We start from the raw sequence: 18,598 nt of genomic DNA, 5'->3' as shown, positions 1-18,598 counted from the left end.
TAATTAACGATTATCCAGACAATCGATATTTCGTTTTTTAAATTTTATCTGCTGAACGACCAAGCCTAATAATATACAAACTAACCCAATTAATGTTGATGGGTAGATAGTCTCGCCAATAATTTGAGATAACAAAATCAATGAAATAAATGGCGATAGAAAAATTAAATTACTCACCTTGGCGGTATTTTGAGTACGCTTTAGCGCCGTTAGCCATAATACAAACGTGACGCCCATTTCAAATAATCCGACATAAGTCACCGCCAACCATCCCTTGATGCTGATCGCTTCCCAACCTAGTCCCTCGTACCAAACAAGCAGGGCAGAAAACGGCAGCGAAACCAAAAAACCGAGTAAGACAACTAATATTGGATCGGCTTTATTTTTGGCATTTAAAATCCAATAACTTGCCCATAGTAAGGTTGATAATAACGCCAGCCCTACCCCTAGTGGACTATCAAAAGATAATGCAAACACATCCCCTTTAGTTGCAATAATCAACACACCTAAGTAACCAAGCGCGCAGGCTAACCAGTCTTGCTTACGAATTTTTTGACCTAAAAATAATGCCGCCATTAAGGTTAAGGTAATCGCCCAGCTGTAATTAAGCGGTTGAGCTTGAGAGGCCGGTAATAAATCGTAAGCCTTGAACAGAATTAAATAATAACCGAGAGGGTTGACCAGCCCTAATAAGATGAAATATTTAGGGTTGGCCAGAAAGGTTGAAGCTAATTGAGGAAGGGTTCCTTTGATTGTGCAGATAAGCAGTAACACTGCCACCGAAACCAAACTGGCGACCAATAGCATTTGAATGGGTGAGAACTCTTGCAGCGTGAGTTTAAAGGCGGTGGCAACGGTTGACCATAATAAAACAGCCGCAAGCCCATAGAGAAGAGCGCTGCGTTCTGAGGATGCCGTGTTTTCCATAATCGCCTCTTGTTCGCTAAATTAAACTATAAACTGGACATTTATCCAGTATTTAATATGATCTGAATAAATAAATGTAAGAAAGTAAGGGTACTTATGCAGTGGATTTTTAATCATAGCGATTTCATTTGGCTTTGCCTAATCGTGGCTTTGATGATGTTGGTCGGTGCACAACTTTGGATTAAAAATCGCCATAGTCACCAAATTGAAATGCTAAAACAGCAGCATGAGTCTGAATTAGCGAATCAACAACAAATTCTGCAGGCCGCACATCAACAAATAAAACAGCAGCAATCGGAGTTAGATCAACTCGACATTGAGCGTGATAAATCCGAATTCGAAGCGAGAAAGAATTTTGGCCAGTTAATGGCGGCCAATGAACGATTAAAACAACTGGAACAAATACAGTTCGACTTGCATCAACTGCAAGATAAGTATGAGCAATTAAATAACCAAAACCATGAACTAAAAGCCAGTATGCGAGAGCAAGACGCTAAGCATGAACAAGAAAAACGTTCCGCTCAAGAAAAGCTACAGCTATTAGAAAAAGCCGAACAAAGATTGAAAGTTGAGTTTGAAAGTCTTGCCAACCAGTTATTTGAAAGCAAAGTGAAAAGTGTTGATCAGCAAAATAAACAGAGCCTAGAAAGTCTATTGAACCCATTAAAAGAACAACTCAATGGCTTTAAGCAGCAAGTAACTGCGAGTTATCACGCTGAATCCAAAGAGCGACATACCCTAGTCCATGAAATCAAACAGCTACAGAAACTCAATGAACAAATGGCGCAAGATGCAGTGAACTTAACCCAAGCGCTGAAAGGTGATAACAAGCAGCAAGGTAACTGGGGAGAAGTGGTTCTCGCGAAAGTACTGCAAGATTCTGGCTTGCGAGAAGGCCATGAATATCAAACTCAAGTCAGCTTAAATCACGCTAGTGGTAAACGTTATCAACCGGATGTGATCGTTAATTTACCAGAAGATAAGCAAGTGATTATCGATTCGAAAATGACCTTGGTGGCGTTTGAGCGCTACTTTAATGCTGACGATGATGCTCAAAAAGTCAAAGCCTTAAATGAACATTTGGTATCGGTGAGAAGTCATATCAAACTATTGAGCCAAAAAGATTATCATCAACTAAAAGGTATCACCTCGTTAGACTATGTCTTGATGTTTATTCCGATTGAGCCGGCATTCCAACTGGCTATTGAGCGCGATCCAAGCTTGATTCGTGATGCGATGGAGCAAAATATTATCGTGGTGAGTCCGACGACATTGCTGGTGGCACTACGGACGATTAATAATTTATGGCGTAATGAAAGACAAAATCAAAACGCTCAACTGATCGCAGAACGAGCCAGCAAGTTATATGACAAGATGCGTTTATTTGTCGATGATATGGAAGCGGTTGGGCAGGCGTTAAACCGCGCGCAAAATAGTTATCAGGGTGCGATGAATAAGTTATCGACCGGACGCGGTAATCTCATTCGCCAAGCTGAGAGCTTCAAATCATTAGGGGTAGAAGTTAAAAAATCGATTAGCTCCGAAGTGAGTGAAATTGCACAAAATGATTCTGACAAAGACAGACAAGCGATTGAGGATAAAGTAAACTAACCGCAATCAAATTAAGCGCACATCTGTGTCAACGTTGGAGTAATGGAAAACATGACAGATAAGCCAGTACATGCAGACAGTTCTGACTCGCAAACTGAAACTACCCACTTTGGATTTTCAACGGTAGCAAAAGAGCAAAAAGTTGAAAAAGTTGCTGAAGTCTTTCATTCGGTGGCCGCTAAATACGACATCATGAATGACTTAATGTCGGGTGGGATTCACCGTTTATGGAAGCGCTTTACGATTGATTGTAGTGGTGTACGTCCAGGGCATAAGGTGCTTGATCTTGCTGGTGGTACTGGTGATCTAACCGCTAAGTTTTCACGTATTGTTGGTGATACTGGCGAAGTTATATTGGCTGATATTAATAACTCTATGCTCAATGTTGGCCGAGATAAGCTGCGTGATATCGGTATTGTCGGTAATGTTCATTACGTGCAAGCCAATGCCGAAGAACTTCCTTTCCCAGATGATCATTTTGACTGCATTACCATCAGTTTTGGTTTGCGTAATGTGACAGATAAAGACAAAGCGCTACGCTCGATGTTCCGAGTACTAAAGCCCGGCGGTCGTTTATTGGTACTTGAGTTTTCGAAGCCGAAAGTTGAAGCATTATCGAAAGTCTATGATTTATACTCTTTCCACTTACTGCCTAAAATTGGTGAGTTTGTGGCTAATGATGCCGATAGTTATCGTTACTTAGCGGAATCCATCCGCATGCACCCAGATCAAGAAACATTAAAAGGCATGATGGAAGAAGCAGGTTTTGAGCAAACCAAATACTTTAATTTGACTGGCGGTATCGTTGCCTTGCATCGCGGATATAAGTTTTAAGGAATAAGTATGCCATTTGAACCATTGGTGACAGGGATTATTGAAACCACATTAAACCGTTTAATTCTCGACGCACCTGAACATCAAAAGCAGGTCGCTCGTTTAAAAGGTAAGGTGATCAAAGTTCATATACAAGAACTCGATCGCCAACTTATTTTTGTGTTTAGTCACCAGGTTGATGTACTTAGTCATTATGAAGCAGAGCCGGATTGCTACTTGAGTTTAAAGTTAGCAGTACTGCCTGAATTAAAAGACCAATCCAATATCACGCGTTTAATTAAGCAAGACAAGTTAGTGCTAGAAGGTGATATTCAGTTAGCACAAAAGTTCTCCCAACTGATGACCGACATTAAACCAGATCCGGAAGAGTGGCTCTCTCGTGCAACCGGAGATATTGTCGCTCATACCGTAGTGCAAAGTGCTAAGAGTCAAGCTGAATGGCTTAAGCAAGGACTGCAAAACCAACAAAGAAGGTTGGGTACAGTGGTTACGCAAGAGTGGCAAATTGCTCCTAATGCGCTTGAAGTGGCTTACTTCTGCGATCAAGTTGATGAGTTGGCCGGTTCAGTGTCAGTTATCGAACAACGTCTAGAGAGATTGGTGGCGAAGTTATGACGTTAGGTGAAGTAAGACGTTTATATCGCATTATCAAAATTCAATTAGAATACGGGCTAGATGAACTTTTACCTGAACATCAATTGGTAAAAATGCCTCGTCGCCTGATTAAACTTTTATTCTGGATCCGTAAAAAACATCAAGATAAAGAAGTGGGTCAACGCTTGCGACTCGCTTTACAAGAGTTAGGTCCGGTTTGGATCAAGTTCGGCCAGATGATGTCGACTCGCCGTGATTTATTTCCTGATTATATCGCCGATCCTTTAGCTTTATTACAAGATAAAGTGAATCCATTTGATGGTGAATTGGCAAAGCAACAGATTGAAAAGTCATTGGGTGGGCCATTGGAGCAATGGTTTGATGATTTTGATATTACGCCGCTTGCTTCTGCATCGATTGCCCAAGTGCATACTGCGAAGGTAAAAGAGACTGGCCAAGAAGTTGTTCTCAAGGTTATTCGCCCCGATATTCGCCCGGTTATCGAAGCCGACTTAAAACTGATGTACCGCATGGCAAGAATTGTTGCTCGGTTTATGCCAGATGCACGTCGATTAAAACCGGTTGAAGTAGTCGAAGAATACGAGAGAACTTTGCTCAGTGAACTCGATCTACGTATGGAAGCGGCCAATGCATTGCAGCTGCGCCGTAATTTTACCGACAGTAAAGATCTCTATGTCCCGGATGTATTAATGGATTTTAGCTCGGAGCATTTAATGGTCTCTGAGCGAATTTACGGTATCCAAGTTTCAGATCTCGATGGACTCGCCAAAAACGGCACCAATATGAAGCTTCTTGCCGAGAAAGGCGTGAGTGTCTTTTTTACTCAGGTGTTTCGCGATAGCTTTTTCCATGCTGATATGCACCCAGGTAATGTGTTTGTTTCTTGGGAGACACCGGAAGATCCACTGTGGATTGGCTTAGACTGCGGGATTGTCGGCACGCTTAATAATGAAGATAAGCGTTATTTAGCCGAAAACTTCTTAGCCTTCTTTAACCGAGACTACCGACGTGTGGCTGAACTGCATGTCGATTCTGGTTGGGTGCCTGCCGATACCAATCTTATTGATTTTGAAGCGGCTATTCGTACCGTGTGTGAACCTATTTTCGCTAAACCGCTATGCGAAATCTCCTTTGGTCATGTACTGCTAAACTTATTCAATACAGCACGCCGTTTTAATATGGAAGTGCAGCCGCAGTTAGTACTGCTACAAAAAACATTACTTTATATTGAAGGGCTAGGTCGTCAGTTATATCCACAACTTGATTTGTGGGAAACCGCCAAACCTTTCTTAGAAAAATGGATGATGGAACAAGTCGGACCTAAAGCGGTGCTGAATGCAGTGAAAGACAAAGCACCGCTATGGGCGGAGAAATTACCTGAGCTGCCAGAGTTGCTCTACGAAACTTTAAAACGTGGGCGTGACTTAGATCAAAATGTAGCACGTTACTTTGCCCTATATTCGGCGGGTAAACGCAAACAGACAACAGGTAAGTTTTTATTTGGCATTGGCGCGACATTAGTCGTATGCTCTGCCATATTGCAGTTAAGTGTGACGGATTGGCACCATCAATTGTCTGGTGGGTTTGTTATTGCGGGAGCTATATTCTGGCTCGCGAGTTGGCGAACCTACCGTAATTAAATCGTAAACTTGGCACATTAGTATGTGTTTCTTTTTATTTGACCCGAGGTAAAACAAATGGGCGGAATCAGTATTTGGCAACTTTTGATTATTGCAGTTATCGTTGTGTTGTTATTTGGTACTAAAAAACTACGTGGTATTGGTGGTGATTTAGGCTCTGCGGTAAAAGGCTTTAAAAAAGCGATGAGCGAAGAAGAGACTGCAGAGAAAAAAACTGAATCAAAAGATGCAGATTTTGAAGCAAAATCTCTTGATCAAAACAAAGCGGATGCAAGCGTAGAAACTGACGCTAAAAAAGAAAAAGAGCAGGGCTAATCGGTGTTTGATATCGGTTTTTGGGAGTTGGTATTAATATCGGTTGTCGCACTTGTTGTTTTAGGGCCAGAGCGTTTACCGGTCGCGATACGTAGTGTGAGCAAGTTTGTTCGCACTGCAAAAACGATGGCAAACAATGTGAAAGATGAATTATCTCAAGAGCTCAAAATACAAGAGCTACAAGATAATTTACGTAAGGCTGAAAATATGGGGATGAAAGATCTCTCTCCTGAGCTGCAATCTTCTATTGAAGAGCTAAAAAAAGCCGCTCAAGATGTGCAGCGACCTTACGCTAAAGAATCTGAACCTACCTCTACAACAACGCCTTCCAGTTCGACAGATGAACATCTACCGGAAGAGAACCGCATCATGAAAGATGAAGGTTCGACCGATGAGAAGAAAACATCTGACGACAAAAAAGCTTAACTCCCTGTTTTTCTTTGCTGCTCACTGGTTATCTCCAGTGAGTTAGCGTGTTATCAAGAGGTTCACATGTCCACTCAAGAACAAACTCAGCCATTAATTACCCACCTGATTGAGCTGAGAAACCGAATCTTAAAAGCGATTGCATCTGTTTTAGTGGTCTTTGTTGGTCTGGTTTGGTTTTCTAGTAATATCTATGAATTTGTTTCCGCGCCATTAATTGATCGCTTGCCTGAAGGCGCAAGTATGATCGCAACCGACGTCGCTTCGCCATTTTTCACGCCACTTAAACTTACCTTGGTAGCCTCGGTATTTGTTGCTGTACCTTTGGTGCTTTATCAAATATGGGCGTTTGTTGCGCCAGGTTTATATAAGCACGAGCGTCGCTTGATCGCACCATTACTTTTTTCTAGCTCTTTGCTGTTCTATGCCGGTGTTGCGTTTGCTTACTTTGTGGTGTTCCCGCTGATCTTTGGTTTCTTTACTGCGATTTCATTGGGTGGTGTCGAATTTGCTACCGATATATCCAGTTATCTAGATTTTGTTCTTTCGCTATTTATGGCATTTGGTATTGCTTTTGAAGTACCGGTTGCGATTATTTTGTTGTGCTGGACTGGTGCAACAGATGCGAAAACTTTGGCTCAGAAAAGACCGTATATTGTTGTGGTGGCTTTCGTTGTTGGGATGCTATTAACACCACCGGATATGGTGTCGCAAACCTTACTCGCGGTGCCGATGTGTATTTTGTTTGAGATTGGTTTGTTCTTCTCGCGTTTCTATACCAAGCGAGGTGAGTCGGATGAAGAGCAAGATGATAACGATGAAGACGAAGTGAAATCCTAAACCTTGTCGATAAGATCGAAAAACGCAGCCCATTATTTTTATGATAAAGGTGGCTGCGTTTTTTATGGTTTCATGTGAAACATTATCGTATCAATCGATGATGCGATTTCTATTTAAGTTGGAATAAGGTTTCCGTATTACGATCGGTAATGTCACATACTTGCGAGAGAGGCATCTCTTTTAAGTCAGCAATGCGTTGTGCCACTAGCTGCATAAACGACGGTTCATTTCGCTTACCACGATGCGGGGTTGGCGCTAAATAAGGGCAGTCTGTTTCCAAAAGAAGGTAATCAAGATTAAGCTCAGGGATAACTTTATCCATTCCACCATTCTTGAAAGTAGACACTCCACCAATCCCTAAATGGAAACCGAGGTCGTTAATCGCGTTGGCTTGCTCGACTGAGCCCCCAAAGCAATGGAAGACGCCCGCCAATGTGCCATCTTGCTCTTGAGATAAAATACTCAGTGTTTGATCGATGGAATCCCGAGTGTGGATCACTACTGGTAGCTTTAATTGCTTGGCCCATTTTAACTGTTCGCGAAAGGCAAATTCTTGTTCCGCTTGGAAGGTTTTATCCCAATACAAATCAATACCAATTTCACCTACTGCAATAAACTTGTGTTTATCAAACCACGCTTTAATGGTCGCTAAATCTTGTTCAATATTGGCATTGACGTAACAAGGGTGTAATCCCATCATTGAATGACAAGTGTCAGGATAGGCGGCTTCCGCTGCGAGCATAGGTTCAATTGAATTCAAATCAATATTCGGCAGTAAAATTTTCTTTATGCCGATATCTTTAGCGCGTTGAACCACTTCATCACGGTCTTGATCAAATTCTTCGGCATAAATGTGCGCATGGCTATCTATCATAAAAAACTCATAGTTGGAGAATACTCACTTAGTATATACATAAGTGACTGGGGTATAAATGACTCGGAAGCTAAGATCATATCCGATGATGAATTCATAAGGGATTGCGACATTCTTTGCTTTCATGGCATGGCGAGGGTGATATGATGGGGATAGCAAAACTTATAGAACCTATCAGTAAGGAGAGTAAAGGTGTCAGTATCTATTCAAGGTCAATTCCCTGGTCGTCGTTTACGTCGTATCCGTAAGCACGATTTTAGTCGTCGCTTAGTCGCTGAGAATAAAGTATCAGTCAATGACCTGATCTATCCGATGTTTGTATTGATGGGGAAAAACCGTCGTGAAGCGGTAGAATCCATGCCTGGCGTTGAGCGTCTATCCATTGATTTATTATTGGAAGAGGCCGACTATCTCGCCAAATTAGGTGTGCCAGCGATTGCGCTATTTCCTGTCGTGAATCAGGATGCTAAATCATTATGTGCAGCTGAAGCTCATAACCCTGAAGGCTTGGTGCAACGTGCGGTACGCGCATTAAAAGAGCATGTGCCGGATATTGGTGTGATCACTGATGTTGCACTCGACCCATATACTACCCATGGCCAAGATGGCATCATCGATAAAGATGGTTATGTGCTTAATGAAGAAACCACAGAAGTGTTAGTTAAGCAGGCATTGTCGCATGCGGAAGCGGGAGCGGATGTAGTCGCGCCATCGGATATGATGGATGGACGTATTGGTAAAATCCGTGAAGCGCTGGAAAAAGCCGGCCATATCCATACGCAAATTATGGCGTATTCTGCCAAGTATGCTTCTAATTACTATGGCCCGTTCCGTGATGCCGTCGGCTCTAGCAGTAACTTAAAAGGCGCAGATAAGAAAAACTACCAGATGGATCCGGCTAACAGTGATGAAGCGTTGCATGAAGTGGCGATGGATATCAATGAAGGTGCCGACATGGTGATGGTGAAACCTGGCATGCCATACCTAGATGTGGTTCGCCGAGTAAAAACTGAGCTTCAAGTGCCGACGTTTGCTTATCAAGTATCTGGTGAGTACGCGATGCACAAAGCGGCGATTCAAAATGGTTGGTTAAAAGAAAAAGAGACCGTGATGGAATCGCTACTGTGCTTTAAGCGTGCCGGTGCCGATGGTATTTTGACTTACTTTGCCAAAGATGTCGCAGAGTGGTTAGCGCAAGATAACATCTCTGCCGATCAAGTCGAAGACTAGTCTTGGCGGTAGTCGTTAAAATTAAATAAAAAATGGGAGCCTGAAATTGGCTCCCATTTTTTATCGAAAGAATTTTACTGTAGTAGCGGATATTACAAGCTAGTAATGGTTAACGGCCAGCCAATATCCGTTTGACGGTTAGCTTCAATTTCTAATTCAGCTTGCGTTAATGGATTGTCTTGTAACCAGTCACTGCCCATTGCTAGAGTCAAAATATCATCTTGAGCCGTTAGTGCAAACTTAGGTTGAATCTGAGTGCTTCTACGGTGTGTGAGTAGAACTGATAAACGTAGTAGGCGTAGTAGGCGCTTACTGCTTTGCCCTGAAAGCGCATGTTGCTCGGGTAGAGACGATAGCGAATCACGATAGCGTCTTACTAGTTCAGCAAGAAAGTGTTTTTGTGCACGGGTAAAACCGGGGAGATCGAGGTTTTGGAGTAGGTAGGCACCGTGTTCTCCACCTTTTTTGAAATCAATACTCAAACCGATCTCATGTAACTCCGCTGCTGAATGTAATAAAAATTCTGCTTGAGCTTCTGGGATCCATTGCTGGTGGCCACATTGCTGCAGCAATTGCATCGCGACATCCGCCACTTGATCGCCATATTGAACATCAACTTGATAACGCTGTTGCACGCTGGAAATCGTGCGTTGACGAATATTGGATTGGCGCATTTCACCGATCATTTCATAAGCCAAGCCTTCGCGTAATGCGCCGCCCGCTAATGTCATCGATTCAATGTTTAAGCTTTCAAATATTGCGATTAAGATCGATAAGCCGCTAGGGAAAACTAAAGCGCGTTCTAGTGTTAAGCCATCAATTTCGAGCTCTTCTAAATGAGAAGCCATCATGGCTTGTTTCTGTAGTCGCTTTAATTTCGCTAAGGTAATGATCTCATCCATACCTTGAGCCAACATAATCTCTTGCAGCGCCTGAACCGTACCGCTTGCGCCAACACAGACATCCCAACCTAGGCTAGTATATTTCTGTAAAATTGGTTCTAGGGTCGATTTTGCTGCAAAAATAGCTTGTTCAAAGTTTTGCCGAGTTAATTGGCGATCGTGAAAGTAGTGATCCAGCCAGGTAACGCAACCCATAGGTAGGCTTACCAGAGCTTTAGCATCAAACTCACGACCAATAATGAGCTCAGTACTGGCACCGCCAATATCGACCACCAAGCGATGACCTAGACCACCAGAAGTATGCGCTACGCCTTTATATATAGTCGCAGCTTCTTCTTCACCTGAAATTATTTCAACAGGGTGGCCTAGAATTTGATTGGCTTTTTCGACAAACACATCAACATTGGTTGCTGAGCGAAGGGCTGCAGTCCCCACGATACGAATGTTATCGGTTGGAATATCTTGCAGGCGCTCAGCAAATAAGCTTAAACAGTCCCATCCTCGTTGCATGGCTTCTTGGCTTAACTGATTATTTTGATCTAATCCATTGGCCAAGCGAACTTTACGTTTGATTTTTGCCATGGTTTGCACGCTGCCATCAATGTGGCGAACGACTAACATATGGAAGCTATTAGAGCCTAAATCAATCACAGCATATAAAGGGGATGAAACTGCATTACTCATAAACCAATTATACCTTAGCTAGGGTTACGTGGTTGGCGCGGACGACGAGTATTATTGCGCGAACCATTATTACGGTTTGAATTACGAGAGCCACCGGTATTGGTTCTACGGTTAGTTTGCGGACGGCGTTGCAAACGTATTGGTGGCGGTAAATCGGTTAACAGTGCTTCTGCGTCGTATTCCGACATAGGAATTGTGTGTTCAATGTATTCTTCAATTCCTGGTAGGTTTACCGCGTATTGCTCACAAGCAAAGCTGATTGACTTGCCGCTTGCGCCTGCACGACCAGTACGACCGATACGGTGTACATAATCTTCACAATCATCAGGTAGATCAAAGTTATACACGTGAGTCACTGCTGGGATGTGTAGACCACGAGCGGCAACATCGGTTGCAACTAGGAAATCCACATCACCGCAAGTAAATTCTTCTAGAATACGTTCACGTTTTTTCTGAGGAACATCACCGGTTAATAAGCCTACACGATGTCCATCTGCTGCTAAGCTACCCCAAATGGCTTCACATTTATGCTTAGTATTAGCAAAAATAATCGCACGTTCTGGCCAATCTTCTTCGATAAGCGTCTGTAGCAGCGCCATTTTATGTTCGTTTGAAGGGTAGAATAATTCTTCTTCAATACGGTGGCCGGTTTTTTGTTCGGCTTCGACGACGACATGCTCTGGGTTGTGCATGTGTTCAAATGCCAATTCTTGCACTCGGTAAGATAGGGTGGCAGAAAACAGCATGTTTAGGCGATCGCTTGGCTCCGGCATACGACGGAATAAGAAGCGAATGTCCTTAATAAAGCCTAAATCGAACATGCGATCGGCTTCATCCAGTACCACAGCTTGAATGCTGTTTAAGCTGAACACTTTTTGCTTGTAGAAATCAATGATTCGGCCACAAGTACCAATCAAGATATCGACGCCATCTTGTAATTTAGCGTGCTGTTTCTCGTAGCTTTCACCACCGTAAGCTAAGCCCGCTTTTAGGCCTGTACTAGCAATTAAGCCTTCCGCATCGTTATAGATTTGGATCGCTAGCTCACGAGTAGGCGCCATAATAATCGCTCTAGGGTGTGATTTGGCACGTCCTTCTGGCTCGGGTGTTTTGAGCAAATGGTTAAAAGTAGCAGTAAGAAACGCGAGCGTTTTACCTGTACCCGTTTGGGCTTGGCCTGCAATGTCTTGGCCGGTGAGCAGTACCGGCAACGCCAAGGCTTGGATAGGGGTACAGTACTCGAACCCTTTTTTCTCCAATCCTTCAATGACTTGGGGTAATAAATCCAAGTCGGCGAATTTTTGCTCTGTGATGTGTGTCTTTTTCATTGCTATAGAATATCAGCTTAAGCTTGCAATACGAAAGTAAATCCATTCAAATAGGGAATCTAATTGCTGGTTATCATCCAACCAGAGCATAAAAATATATATTGGAGTGGAAGATGAGTGACAAGATTATGCAGCTTTCTGATGAAGGTTTCGAAAATGATGTAATCAAAGCTGCTGGTCCAGTTCTAGTAGATTTCTGGGCAGAATGGTGTGGTCCTTGTAAAATGATCGCCCCAATTCTTGATGAAATTTCTGAAGAGTACGAAGGCAAGCTCACCATTGGTAAATTGAACATCGATCAAAACTCTGGCACGCCACCAAAGTTTGGTATCCGCGGCATTCCAACATTGCTTCTTTTTAAAGATGGTGGTGTTGCTGCAACTAAAGTTGGCGCATTATCAAAGACTCAATTGAAAGAGTTTTTAGATGCAAACCTATAAGCATCGATAAAATGATAAACTTAACCGCATATAAATAGCTTATATGCGGTTTTGTCATTTTATAAAGCTAGACTAGTCTTTACTTTAGTGATAATTTATCGCACGTTAAACATACAAATGTTCATTTCTTGGCCGTTCCTATAGGTCAAACATATCTTATTAAACAACCAACAGAATCCTATTTTGACAAAAAAAGCATCCACCACTATGAACCTAACAGAACTGAAAAACAGACCTGTATCTGAGCTTGTTGCGCTTGGTGAAAGCCTAGGTTTGGAAAACTTAGCCCGTTTACGAAAACAAGACATCATTTTTTCCATCCTTAAAGCGCATGCCAAAGGTGGTGAAGATATTTTTGGCGATGGGGTCTTAGAGATTTTACAAGATGGTTTTGGCTTCCTACGTTCGTCAGACAGCTCATATTTAGCCGGCCCTGATGATATTTATGTTTCTCCAAGTCAAATTCGTCGTTTTAACTTACGTACTGGTGACTCAGTAGCCGGAAAGATTCGACCACCAAAAGATGGTGAACGTTACTTTGCTCTCCTTAAAGTCAACACTGTTAACCATGATCGTCCTGATAACGCCCGCAACAAAATCCTTTTCGAAAACTTAACCCCTCTACATGCGAACGAACGTATGGTAATGGAGCGTGGTAATGGTTCAACAGAAGATATTACGGCTCGTGTTTTAGATTTAGCGTCTCCGATCGGTAAAGGTCAACGTGGTCTGATTGTTGCTCCGCCAAAAGCGGGTAAGACGATGTTGCTGCAAAATATTGCACAAAGTATTGCCCACAATCACCCAGAGTGTGAGTTGATGGTATTACTTATCGATGAACGCCCTGAAGAAGTAACCGAAATGCAGCGCCTAGTTAAAGGAGAAGTGATTGCTTCGACTTTTGATGAGCCAGCATCTCGTCACGTTCAAGTGGCTGAAATGGTGATTGAAAAAGCTAAGCGTTTGGTTGAGCATAAAAAAGACGTGATCATTCTGCTTGATTCGATTACTCGTCTAGCGCGTGCTTATAACACGGTTGTACCTTCATCAGGTAAAATCCTGACGGGTGGTGTGGATGCCAATGCACTGCATCGTCCTAAGCGTTTCTTCGGTGCGGCGCGTAATGTTGAAGAGGGTGGTAGTTTAACGATTATCGCTACAGCATTAGTTGATACCGGCTCTAAAATGGATGAAGTTATCTACGAAGAGTTTAAAGGTACAGGTAACATGGAATTACACCTAAACCGCAAGATTGCGGAAAAACGTGTCTTCCCAGCTATCGACTTTAACCGTTCAGGTACTCGCCGTGAGGAATTGCTAACGAAGTCGGATGAACTACAAAAAATGTGGATCCTACGCAAAATTGTTCACCCGATGAGTGAAACGGATGCGATGGAATTCTTGATCGACAAATTGGCAATGACCAAAACCAATAATGAATTTTTTGACGCGATGCGCCGTCAGTAAATTCTGAATTTGCCGTTGATCTACGAATAAAGACTATCACCGCTCACATTGGGCGGTGATTTTTATTGTCTAAAAGCTAATTTACTTGCACCATATTGATAGAGGTTAGGATGACCTCGATTTCAATACAGGAAAACAAAATGCGACATCGGATGTTAGCGATTATTTTTCTGCTGAATATTGTGCTTAGTGGGCAATGGGTACAAGCAAGTGAGATGACTCACAATGAAGTCACATCTTGGTTAACTAACCCTGAGGTTCAATCTTCGGTAGAGCAGATCTATCAATTAGCTTTGCAAGACCAAGTTCCCGAAATCCAAACCTCATTGGATGGCATGCCTATGCCTAGGCAAGAAGTGGTGCGCTATCTCTTTTTAAAAAAAGTAGAAGACACGCGCTTGGTGCTGAGTCCTCGCTTGGCTATTTTCATTCAATCTCACCAAACTCGTCAGCCACTCTACCAATATTCAGAATCTGGTGAGGGCTATAGTGTGACGCTTCCTGCTTTTAATGCTTCGCTGGTGGCCAATCGCTTAATCAATCATTGGAAGCTAGATCAAACTACCCTTGACTTCATTATTGAAGCTGAAAATAACCAATTGCAACTCGCCAATTGGTTGCAAGGTGACGATTATCAAGTGAAACAAAAAGAAGCGCTATTTGTCACCGAAGCCGATAGTCTTTCTCCTCAAGCTTTGCAGTTTCTCTCTAATCAATTGGTTGGTAATAGTCTAAAGTGGCTACCAACAACACCGATTGTTATTAAGTTGGCTCAATTAACTAAGGATGAACGACTTTATAATTTACTGTGGAAAATGAAAGGTGATGATCATAGCTTGAAGGAAATTCAACGCTTAGCCCAACAAGCAGATCCATTTTCATTGCAGCAAGTTATGAATGCGACGCACAATCCGGCGATAAAACCTATTGCGTTAAAACAACTCACCAGCATCAAGCCAATGCCTGAAAGTGTGCAAACTTTTCTTATCGAACGGCTGAATCATTCCGGTGATGGTTTATTGGTGGCACAAACGCTATCTGAAAGTGAGCACTATGACTGGTTGGTCTCATTGCTTGAATCTGGGCAAGTGAGTCAATCACAAGCATTACTTAAATCAATCGCTGCGATAGAATAGCCATAAATTTAATGATAATGATTGTGATTTTACTTTGAGAGCTCATGCATATTGTCTTTGTTGTGTATATAATGTCCGCCATCGCATGCAGCCAGTGGAAAGGTTATGAGTTTTAAAGATTTACGTGACTTCATTGAGCATTTGGAAACGAATGGCTTACTCAAGCGAATTTCTCATCCTGTTGATCCTCATTATGAAATGACAGAAATCAGTGATCGTACTTTACGAGCTGGTGGCCCTGCCTTGTTATTTGAAAATCCTATTGGTTACGACATGCCAGTATTGACTAACTTGTTTGGCACCGCTGAACGTGTGGCAATCGGTATGGGAAGAACAGAAGTTAGTGAATTACGTGAAGTGGGTAAATTGCTCGCTTTCTTAAAAGAGCCTGAGCCACCAAAGGGCTTTAAAGATGCTTTTTCAAAACTGCCGTTATTTAAACAAGTATTAAATATGCCGGTAAAAAGGTTGCGATCGGCTGCTTGCCAAAAAATTGTCTGGCAGGGCGATCAGGTTGATCTCGATAAAATTCCAGTAATGAGCTGTTGGTCTGGTGATGTTGCGCCGCTATTAACTTGGGGCTTAACCATCACGAAAGGTCCGAATAAGAAGCGTCAAAATCTAGGTATTTATCGCCAGCAAAAAATTGCCAAGAATAAAATTATCATGCGTTGGCTTGCCCACCGTGGCGGCGCGCTAGACTTGCGTGATTGGATGGAAAAATATCCTGGAAAACCTTTCCCTGTCTCGGTCGCATTTGGTGCCGATCCTGCGACAGTACTTGGTGCGGTCACGCCTGTACCAGATACTTTGTCTGAATATGCTTTCGCAGGATTACTCCGCGGTAGCAAAACAGAGGTAATAAAGTCACTGACTAATGATCTTGATATTCCGGCGAGTGCAGAGTTGGTACTTGAAGGTTATATCGACCCGCAAGAATTTGCTGATGAAGGTCCTTACGGCGATCATACTGGCTATTATAACGAGCCAGAAAAGCATCATGTGTTTACCATTACTCATATTACGATGCGTGAAGATGCGATTTATCATAGTACCTATACTGGGCGTCCACCGGATGAGCCTGCGGTATTAGGTGTGGCATTAAATGAAGTTTTCGTGCCGATTCTGCAAAAACAATTCCCTGAAATTATCGATTTTTATTTACCGCCGGAAGGTTGTTCTTATCGAATGGCGGTGGTGACGATGAAGAAGCAATACCCTGGTCATGCCAAAAGAGTCATGATGGGAGTGTGGTCTTTTCTGCGTCAGTTTATGTACACCAAGTATGTTTTAGTGTGTGATGAAGACGTTAATACCCGAGATTGGAGTAGCGTAGCGCAAGCGATGGTTGAGAACATGCAACCGCAAAGGGATACCTTGTTTATCGATAATACGCCGATAGATTCTCTTGATTTTGCTTCGCCAATTGTTGGCTTAGGATCCAAAATGGGAATGGACATTACCAAGAAGTGGTCTGCTGAAATTGAAGCCGATAAGTCGAATAATTCATTAAATAACACGGGTTCGCTGAAATTAACTCAAGATGAAGTGGCGGTTCTATATCAACAGATACCTGAAATCAGCGATTTACATTTCCCTACCCACGATAATTCTCATCAAATGATGATAGTCAAAATGGAAAAGAGCCAAACTGGCCAAGGATTCGAACTCATCAATAAATTACAAGATCTGTTGCAAGAAAAGATCGATCTTAAATTTGTCATTATTTGTGATGGCGATGTTGATATCTCGGATTGGAATGATGTTATATGGGCGATCACCACTCGTATGGATCCTTCACGAGACACGCTAATGTTGAATAGCGAGAAAGTATCGATGATGGGACTTGATGCTACTAATAAGTTTGCTGATGAAGTGACAAGAGAGTGGGGAACTCCAATTATTAAAGATTCTCAATTGGTGAAAAGAATAGACAGCATCTGGAATGATCTAGGCATAATTACCCCAGATGACTTATAAGGTAATAATCAAACCTAGCAATGTAGAGTTTACCTGTGATTCAGGGCAAACCATATTATCTGCCGCAATAGAGCAAGGCATCATGCTACCGTTTAGATGTAAAGTTGGAGCATGTATGACTTGTATCTGTAAAAAGATCGAAGGTGAAGTGGAATATCAACTGGAACCTATGCTGACAAGTAAAGAAAAGCAGCAGGGTTGGATATTCCCTTGCCAAGCATACGCAAAGAGTCACTTAATTTTGACATTTGAAGAGTGACAAGAGGAAATCATGACCATTGAATGTAAAGTAAAGTCCATCGAACCATTGGCAAGTAACACATTTCGTATTTTATTACATCCGGAAGCGCCAGTGTCGTTTAAGGCTGGGCAATACCTCATGGTAGTGATGGGGGAAAAAGATAAGCGACCATTTTCAATTGCCAATAGTCCTTGTCGACATTCTGGAGAGTTAGAATTACATATTGGCGCTGCAGAACATAATGCTTATGCCATCGAAGTTGTAGAGGCAATGAACCAAGCTTATGCGGATGGCACTAGTATTCAAATTGATGCTCCACATGGGGATGCCTGGTTACAAGAAGATCAAGAACGTTCTCTATTACTGATCGCTGGTGGTACTGGCTTTAGTTATGTGCGTTCAATTCTAGATCATTGCATTAGTCAAAATAAAACTCAGCCAATTTATTTATATTGGGGAGGCAAAGACAGTAGTCAGCTATATGCTATGCAAGAATTAAAAGAAATCGCCCAACAAACCAAAAATGTTCACTTTGTTCCAGTGATAGAGAATGAAGAGCAAGATTGGCAAGGTAAACTAGGCAATGTCCTGCAAGCGATTGAGCAAGACTTTGAATCTTTAGCCGACTTTGATATTTATATCGCAGGACGATTTGAAATGGCGGGTGCGGCTCGAGATCAATTTGTGGATCGTAAGCAAGCACATAGAAATCGTATGTTTGCTGATGCTTATGCTTTTATATAGAAGAAAAGTGTTAATTAGAGAGTTTTATATACAAAAAAGGAGCTTTTAGCTCCTTTTTTAATCGAACAATAAAAAAAATCAGAAAAACGCTAAAAAGATCTTGCTAACCCAAAAGATCTCCCTATAATGCGCCCTCACTGACACGGAGCACACAGCCTAGCTGCAGCAACGAGTCAGAGGTCAAAACCTTCTCAAAAAGGTTTGCGAAAAAAGTTTTAAAAAAGTGTTTGACACGAGCTTTTAAATCGCTAAAATGGCCGCCCTGTTCAACGAGACGCGCTAAGCGCTTTCAATAAGAACAACGCTCTTTAACAATTTAAACCTATCAATCTGTGTGGGCACTCGTTGATGATAATCAAAAACG

General features: G+C 42.3%; 17 protein-coding genes and 1 pseudogene. 14 read left to right on the top strand and 4 right to left on the bottom strand.

The features are described 5' to 3' along the window. Window positions 1–3: 3 nt before the first annotated feature. Entirely contained in the window at window positions 4–927 is a 924-nt protein-coding gene (locus L3V25_RS16320; protein WP_237296501.1) for a DMT family transporter, read from the bottom strand. 177 nt (window positions 928–1,104) lie between these two features. On the opposite strand from L3V25_RS16320, the pseudogene rmuC reads away from it, so the two are divergent. The 7 genes and pseudogenes from rmuC to tatC all read left to right on the top strand — a co-directional run. Further along, window positions 1,105–2,538 (top strand): annotated as a pseudogene (gene rmuC / locus L3V25_RS16315) (DNA recombination protein RmuC); the annotation flags it as partial. A gap of 51 nt (window positions 2,539–2,589) precedes the next feature. Further along, window positions 2,590–3,372 carry a bifunctional demethylmenaquinone methyltransferase/2-methoxy-6-polyprenyl-1,4-benzoquinol methylase UbiE gene (ubiE, locus tag L3V25_RS16310; protein WP_237296500.1) on the top strand — a complete coding sequence of 261 codons (783 nt, stop codon included), beginning with the start codon at window positions 2,590–2,592 and terminating at the stop codon, window positions 3,370–3,372. A gap of 9 nt (window positions 3,373–3,381) precedes the next feature. After that, the gene (locus L3V25_RS16305; RefSeq protein ID WP_237296499.1) at window positions 3,382–3,987 is read left to right on the top strand and encodes an SCP2 domain-containing protein; all 606 of its coding nucleotides are present in this window, start codon (window positions 3,382–3,384) and stop codon (window positions 3,985–3,987) included. Next, a complete protein-coding gene (gene ubiB / locus L3V25_RS16300; protein WP_237296498.1) occupies window positions 3,984–5,627 on the top strand; it encodes a ubiquinone biosynthesis regulatory protein kinase UbiB in 1,644 nt (547 codons plus the stop codon). The genes L3V25_RS16305 and ubiB overlap by 4 nt, the downstream gene beginning before the upstream one ends. Before the next feature lie 57 nt (window positions 5,628–5,684). Beyond that, on the top strand, window positions 5,685–5,942 hold the full coding sequence (gene tatA / locus L3V25_RS16295) for a Sec-independent protein translocase subunit TatA (RefSeq protein WP_237296497.1): 258 nt from the start codon (window positions 5,685–5,687) through the stop codon (window positions 5,940–5,942). A 3-nt stretch (window positions 5,943–5,945) separates the two neighbouring features. Then, complete coding sequence (gene tatB, locus L3V25_RS16290) at window positions 5,946–6,368, top strand: Sec-independent protein translocase protein TatB (protein ID WP_237296496.1); 423 nt, start codon at window positions 5,946–5,948, stop codon at window positions 6,366–6,368. A 66-nt stretch (window positions 6,369–6,434) separates the two neighbouring features. Beyond that, window positions 6,435–7,208 (top strand): twin-arginine translocase subunit TatC, encoded by a 774-nt coding sequence (gene tatC / locus L3V25_RS16285; RefSeq protein WP_237296495.1) that lies wholly within the window; start codon window positions 6,435–6,437, stop codon window positions 7,206–7,208. 109 nt (window positions 7,209–7,317) lie between these two features. Here tatC and L3V25_RS16280 read toward each other — a convergent pair whose 3' ends face one another. Continuing rightward, a complete protein-coding gene (locus tag L3V25_RS16280) occupies window positions 7,318–8,082 on the bottom strand; it encodes a TatD family hydrolase (protein WP_237296494.1) in 765 nt (254 codons plus the stop codon). A 192-nt stretch (window positions 8,083–8,274) separates the two neighbouring features. Between L3V25_RS16280 and hemB the strand changes: the two genes are divergently transcribed. Further along, window positions 8,275–9,312 carry a porphobilinogen synthase gene (gene hemB / locus L3V25_RS16275; protein WP_237296493.1) on the top strand — a complete coding sequence of 346 codons (1,038 nt, stop codon included), beginning with the start codon at window positions 8,275–8,277 and terminating at the stop codon, window positions 9,310–9,312. Window positions 9,313–9,404: 92 nt separating this feature from the next. Here hemB and gppA read toward each other — a convergent pair whose 3' ends face one another. After that, window positions 9,405–10,898, bottom strand: coding sequence for a guanosine-5'-triphosphate,3'-diphosphate diphosphatase (gene gppA, locus L3V25_RS16270; RefSeq protein ID WP_237296492.1), 1,494 nt, complete (start codon window positions 10,896–10,898; stop codon window positions 9,405–9,407). 14 nt (window positions 10,899–10,912) lie between these two features. Further along, window positions 10,913–12,226: an ATP-dependent RNA helicase RhlB gene (gene rhlB / locus L3V25_RS16265; RefSeq protein WP_237296491.1), complete on the bottom strand. Its 1,314-nt coding sequence runs from the start codon at window positions 12,224–12,226 to the stop codon at window positions 10,913–10,915. 113 nt (window positions 12,227–12,339) lie between these two features. Between rhlB and trxA the strand changes: the two genes are divergently transcribed. From trxA to fre, 6 genes are all read left to right on the top strand, one after another. Next, window positions 12,340–12,666, top strand: a complete 327-nt coding sequence (trxA, locus tag L3V25_RS16260; RefSeq protein WP_237296490.1) for a thioredoxin TrxA — start codon at window positions 12,340–12,342, stop codon at window positions 12,664–12,666. A gap of 207 nt (window positions 12,667–12,873) precedes the next feature. Then, window positions 12,874–14,133 (top strand): transcription termination factor Rho, encoded by a 1,260-nt coding sequence (rho, locus tag L3V25_RS16255; RefSeq protein ID WP_237296489.1) that lies wholly within the window; start codon window positions 12,874–12,876, stop codon window positions 14,131–14,133. A gap of 140 nt (window positions 14,134–14,273) precedes the next feature. After that, complete coding sequence (locus tag L3V25_RS16250; RefSeq protein WP_237296488.1) at window positions 14,274–15,269, top strand: hypothetical protein; 996 nt, start codon at window positions 14,274–14,276, stop codon at window positions 15,267–15,269. 105 nt (window positions 15,270–15,374) lie between these two features. Further along, entirely contained in the window at window positions 15,375–17,249 is a 1,875-nt protein-coding gene (ubiD, locus tag L3V25_RS16245; RefSeq protein ID WP_237296487.1) for a 4-hydroxy-3-polyprenylbenzoate decarboxylase, read from the top strand. Then, window positions 17,239–17,508 carry a 2Fe-2S iron-sulfur cluster-binding protein gene (locus L3V25_RS16240; protein ID WP_237296486.1) on the top strand — a complete coding sequence of 90 codons (270 nt, stop codon included), beginning with the start codon at window positions 17,239–17,241 and terminating at the stop codon, window positions 17,506–17,508. Before ubiD ends, L3V25_RS16240 begins: the two co-directional genes overlap by 11 nt. Before the next feature lie 12 nt (window positions 17,509–17,520). Continuing rightward, window positions 17,521–18,234, top strand: coding sequence for an NAD(P)H-flavin reductase (gene fre / locus L3V25_RS16235; protein ID WP_237296485.1), 714 nt, complete (start codon window positions 17,521–17,523; stop codon window positions 18,232–18,234). The last annotated feature ends 364 nt before the right edge of the window (window positions 18,235–18,598 follow it).

It is taken from the genome of Vibrio sp. CK2-1 (genome assembly GCF_021726515.1).
Classification (GTDB): domain Bacteria; phylum Pseudomonadota; class Gammaproteobacteria; order Enterobacterales; family Vibrionaceae; genus Vibrio.
This window is presented reverse-complemented; position numbering and strand designations above follow the sequence as displayed.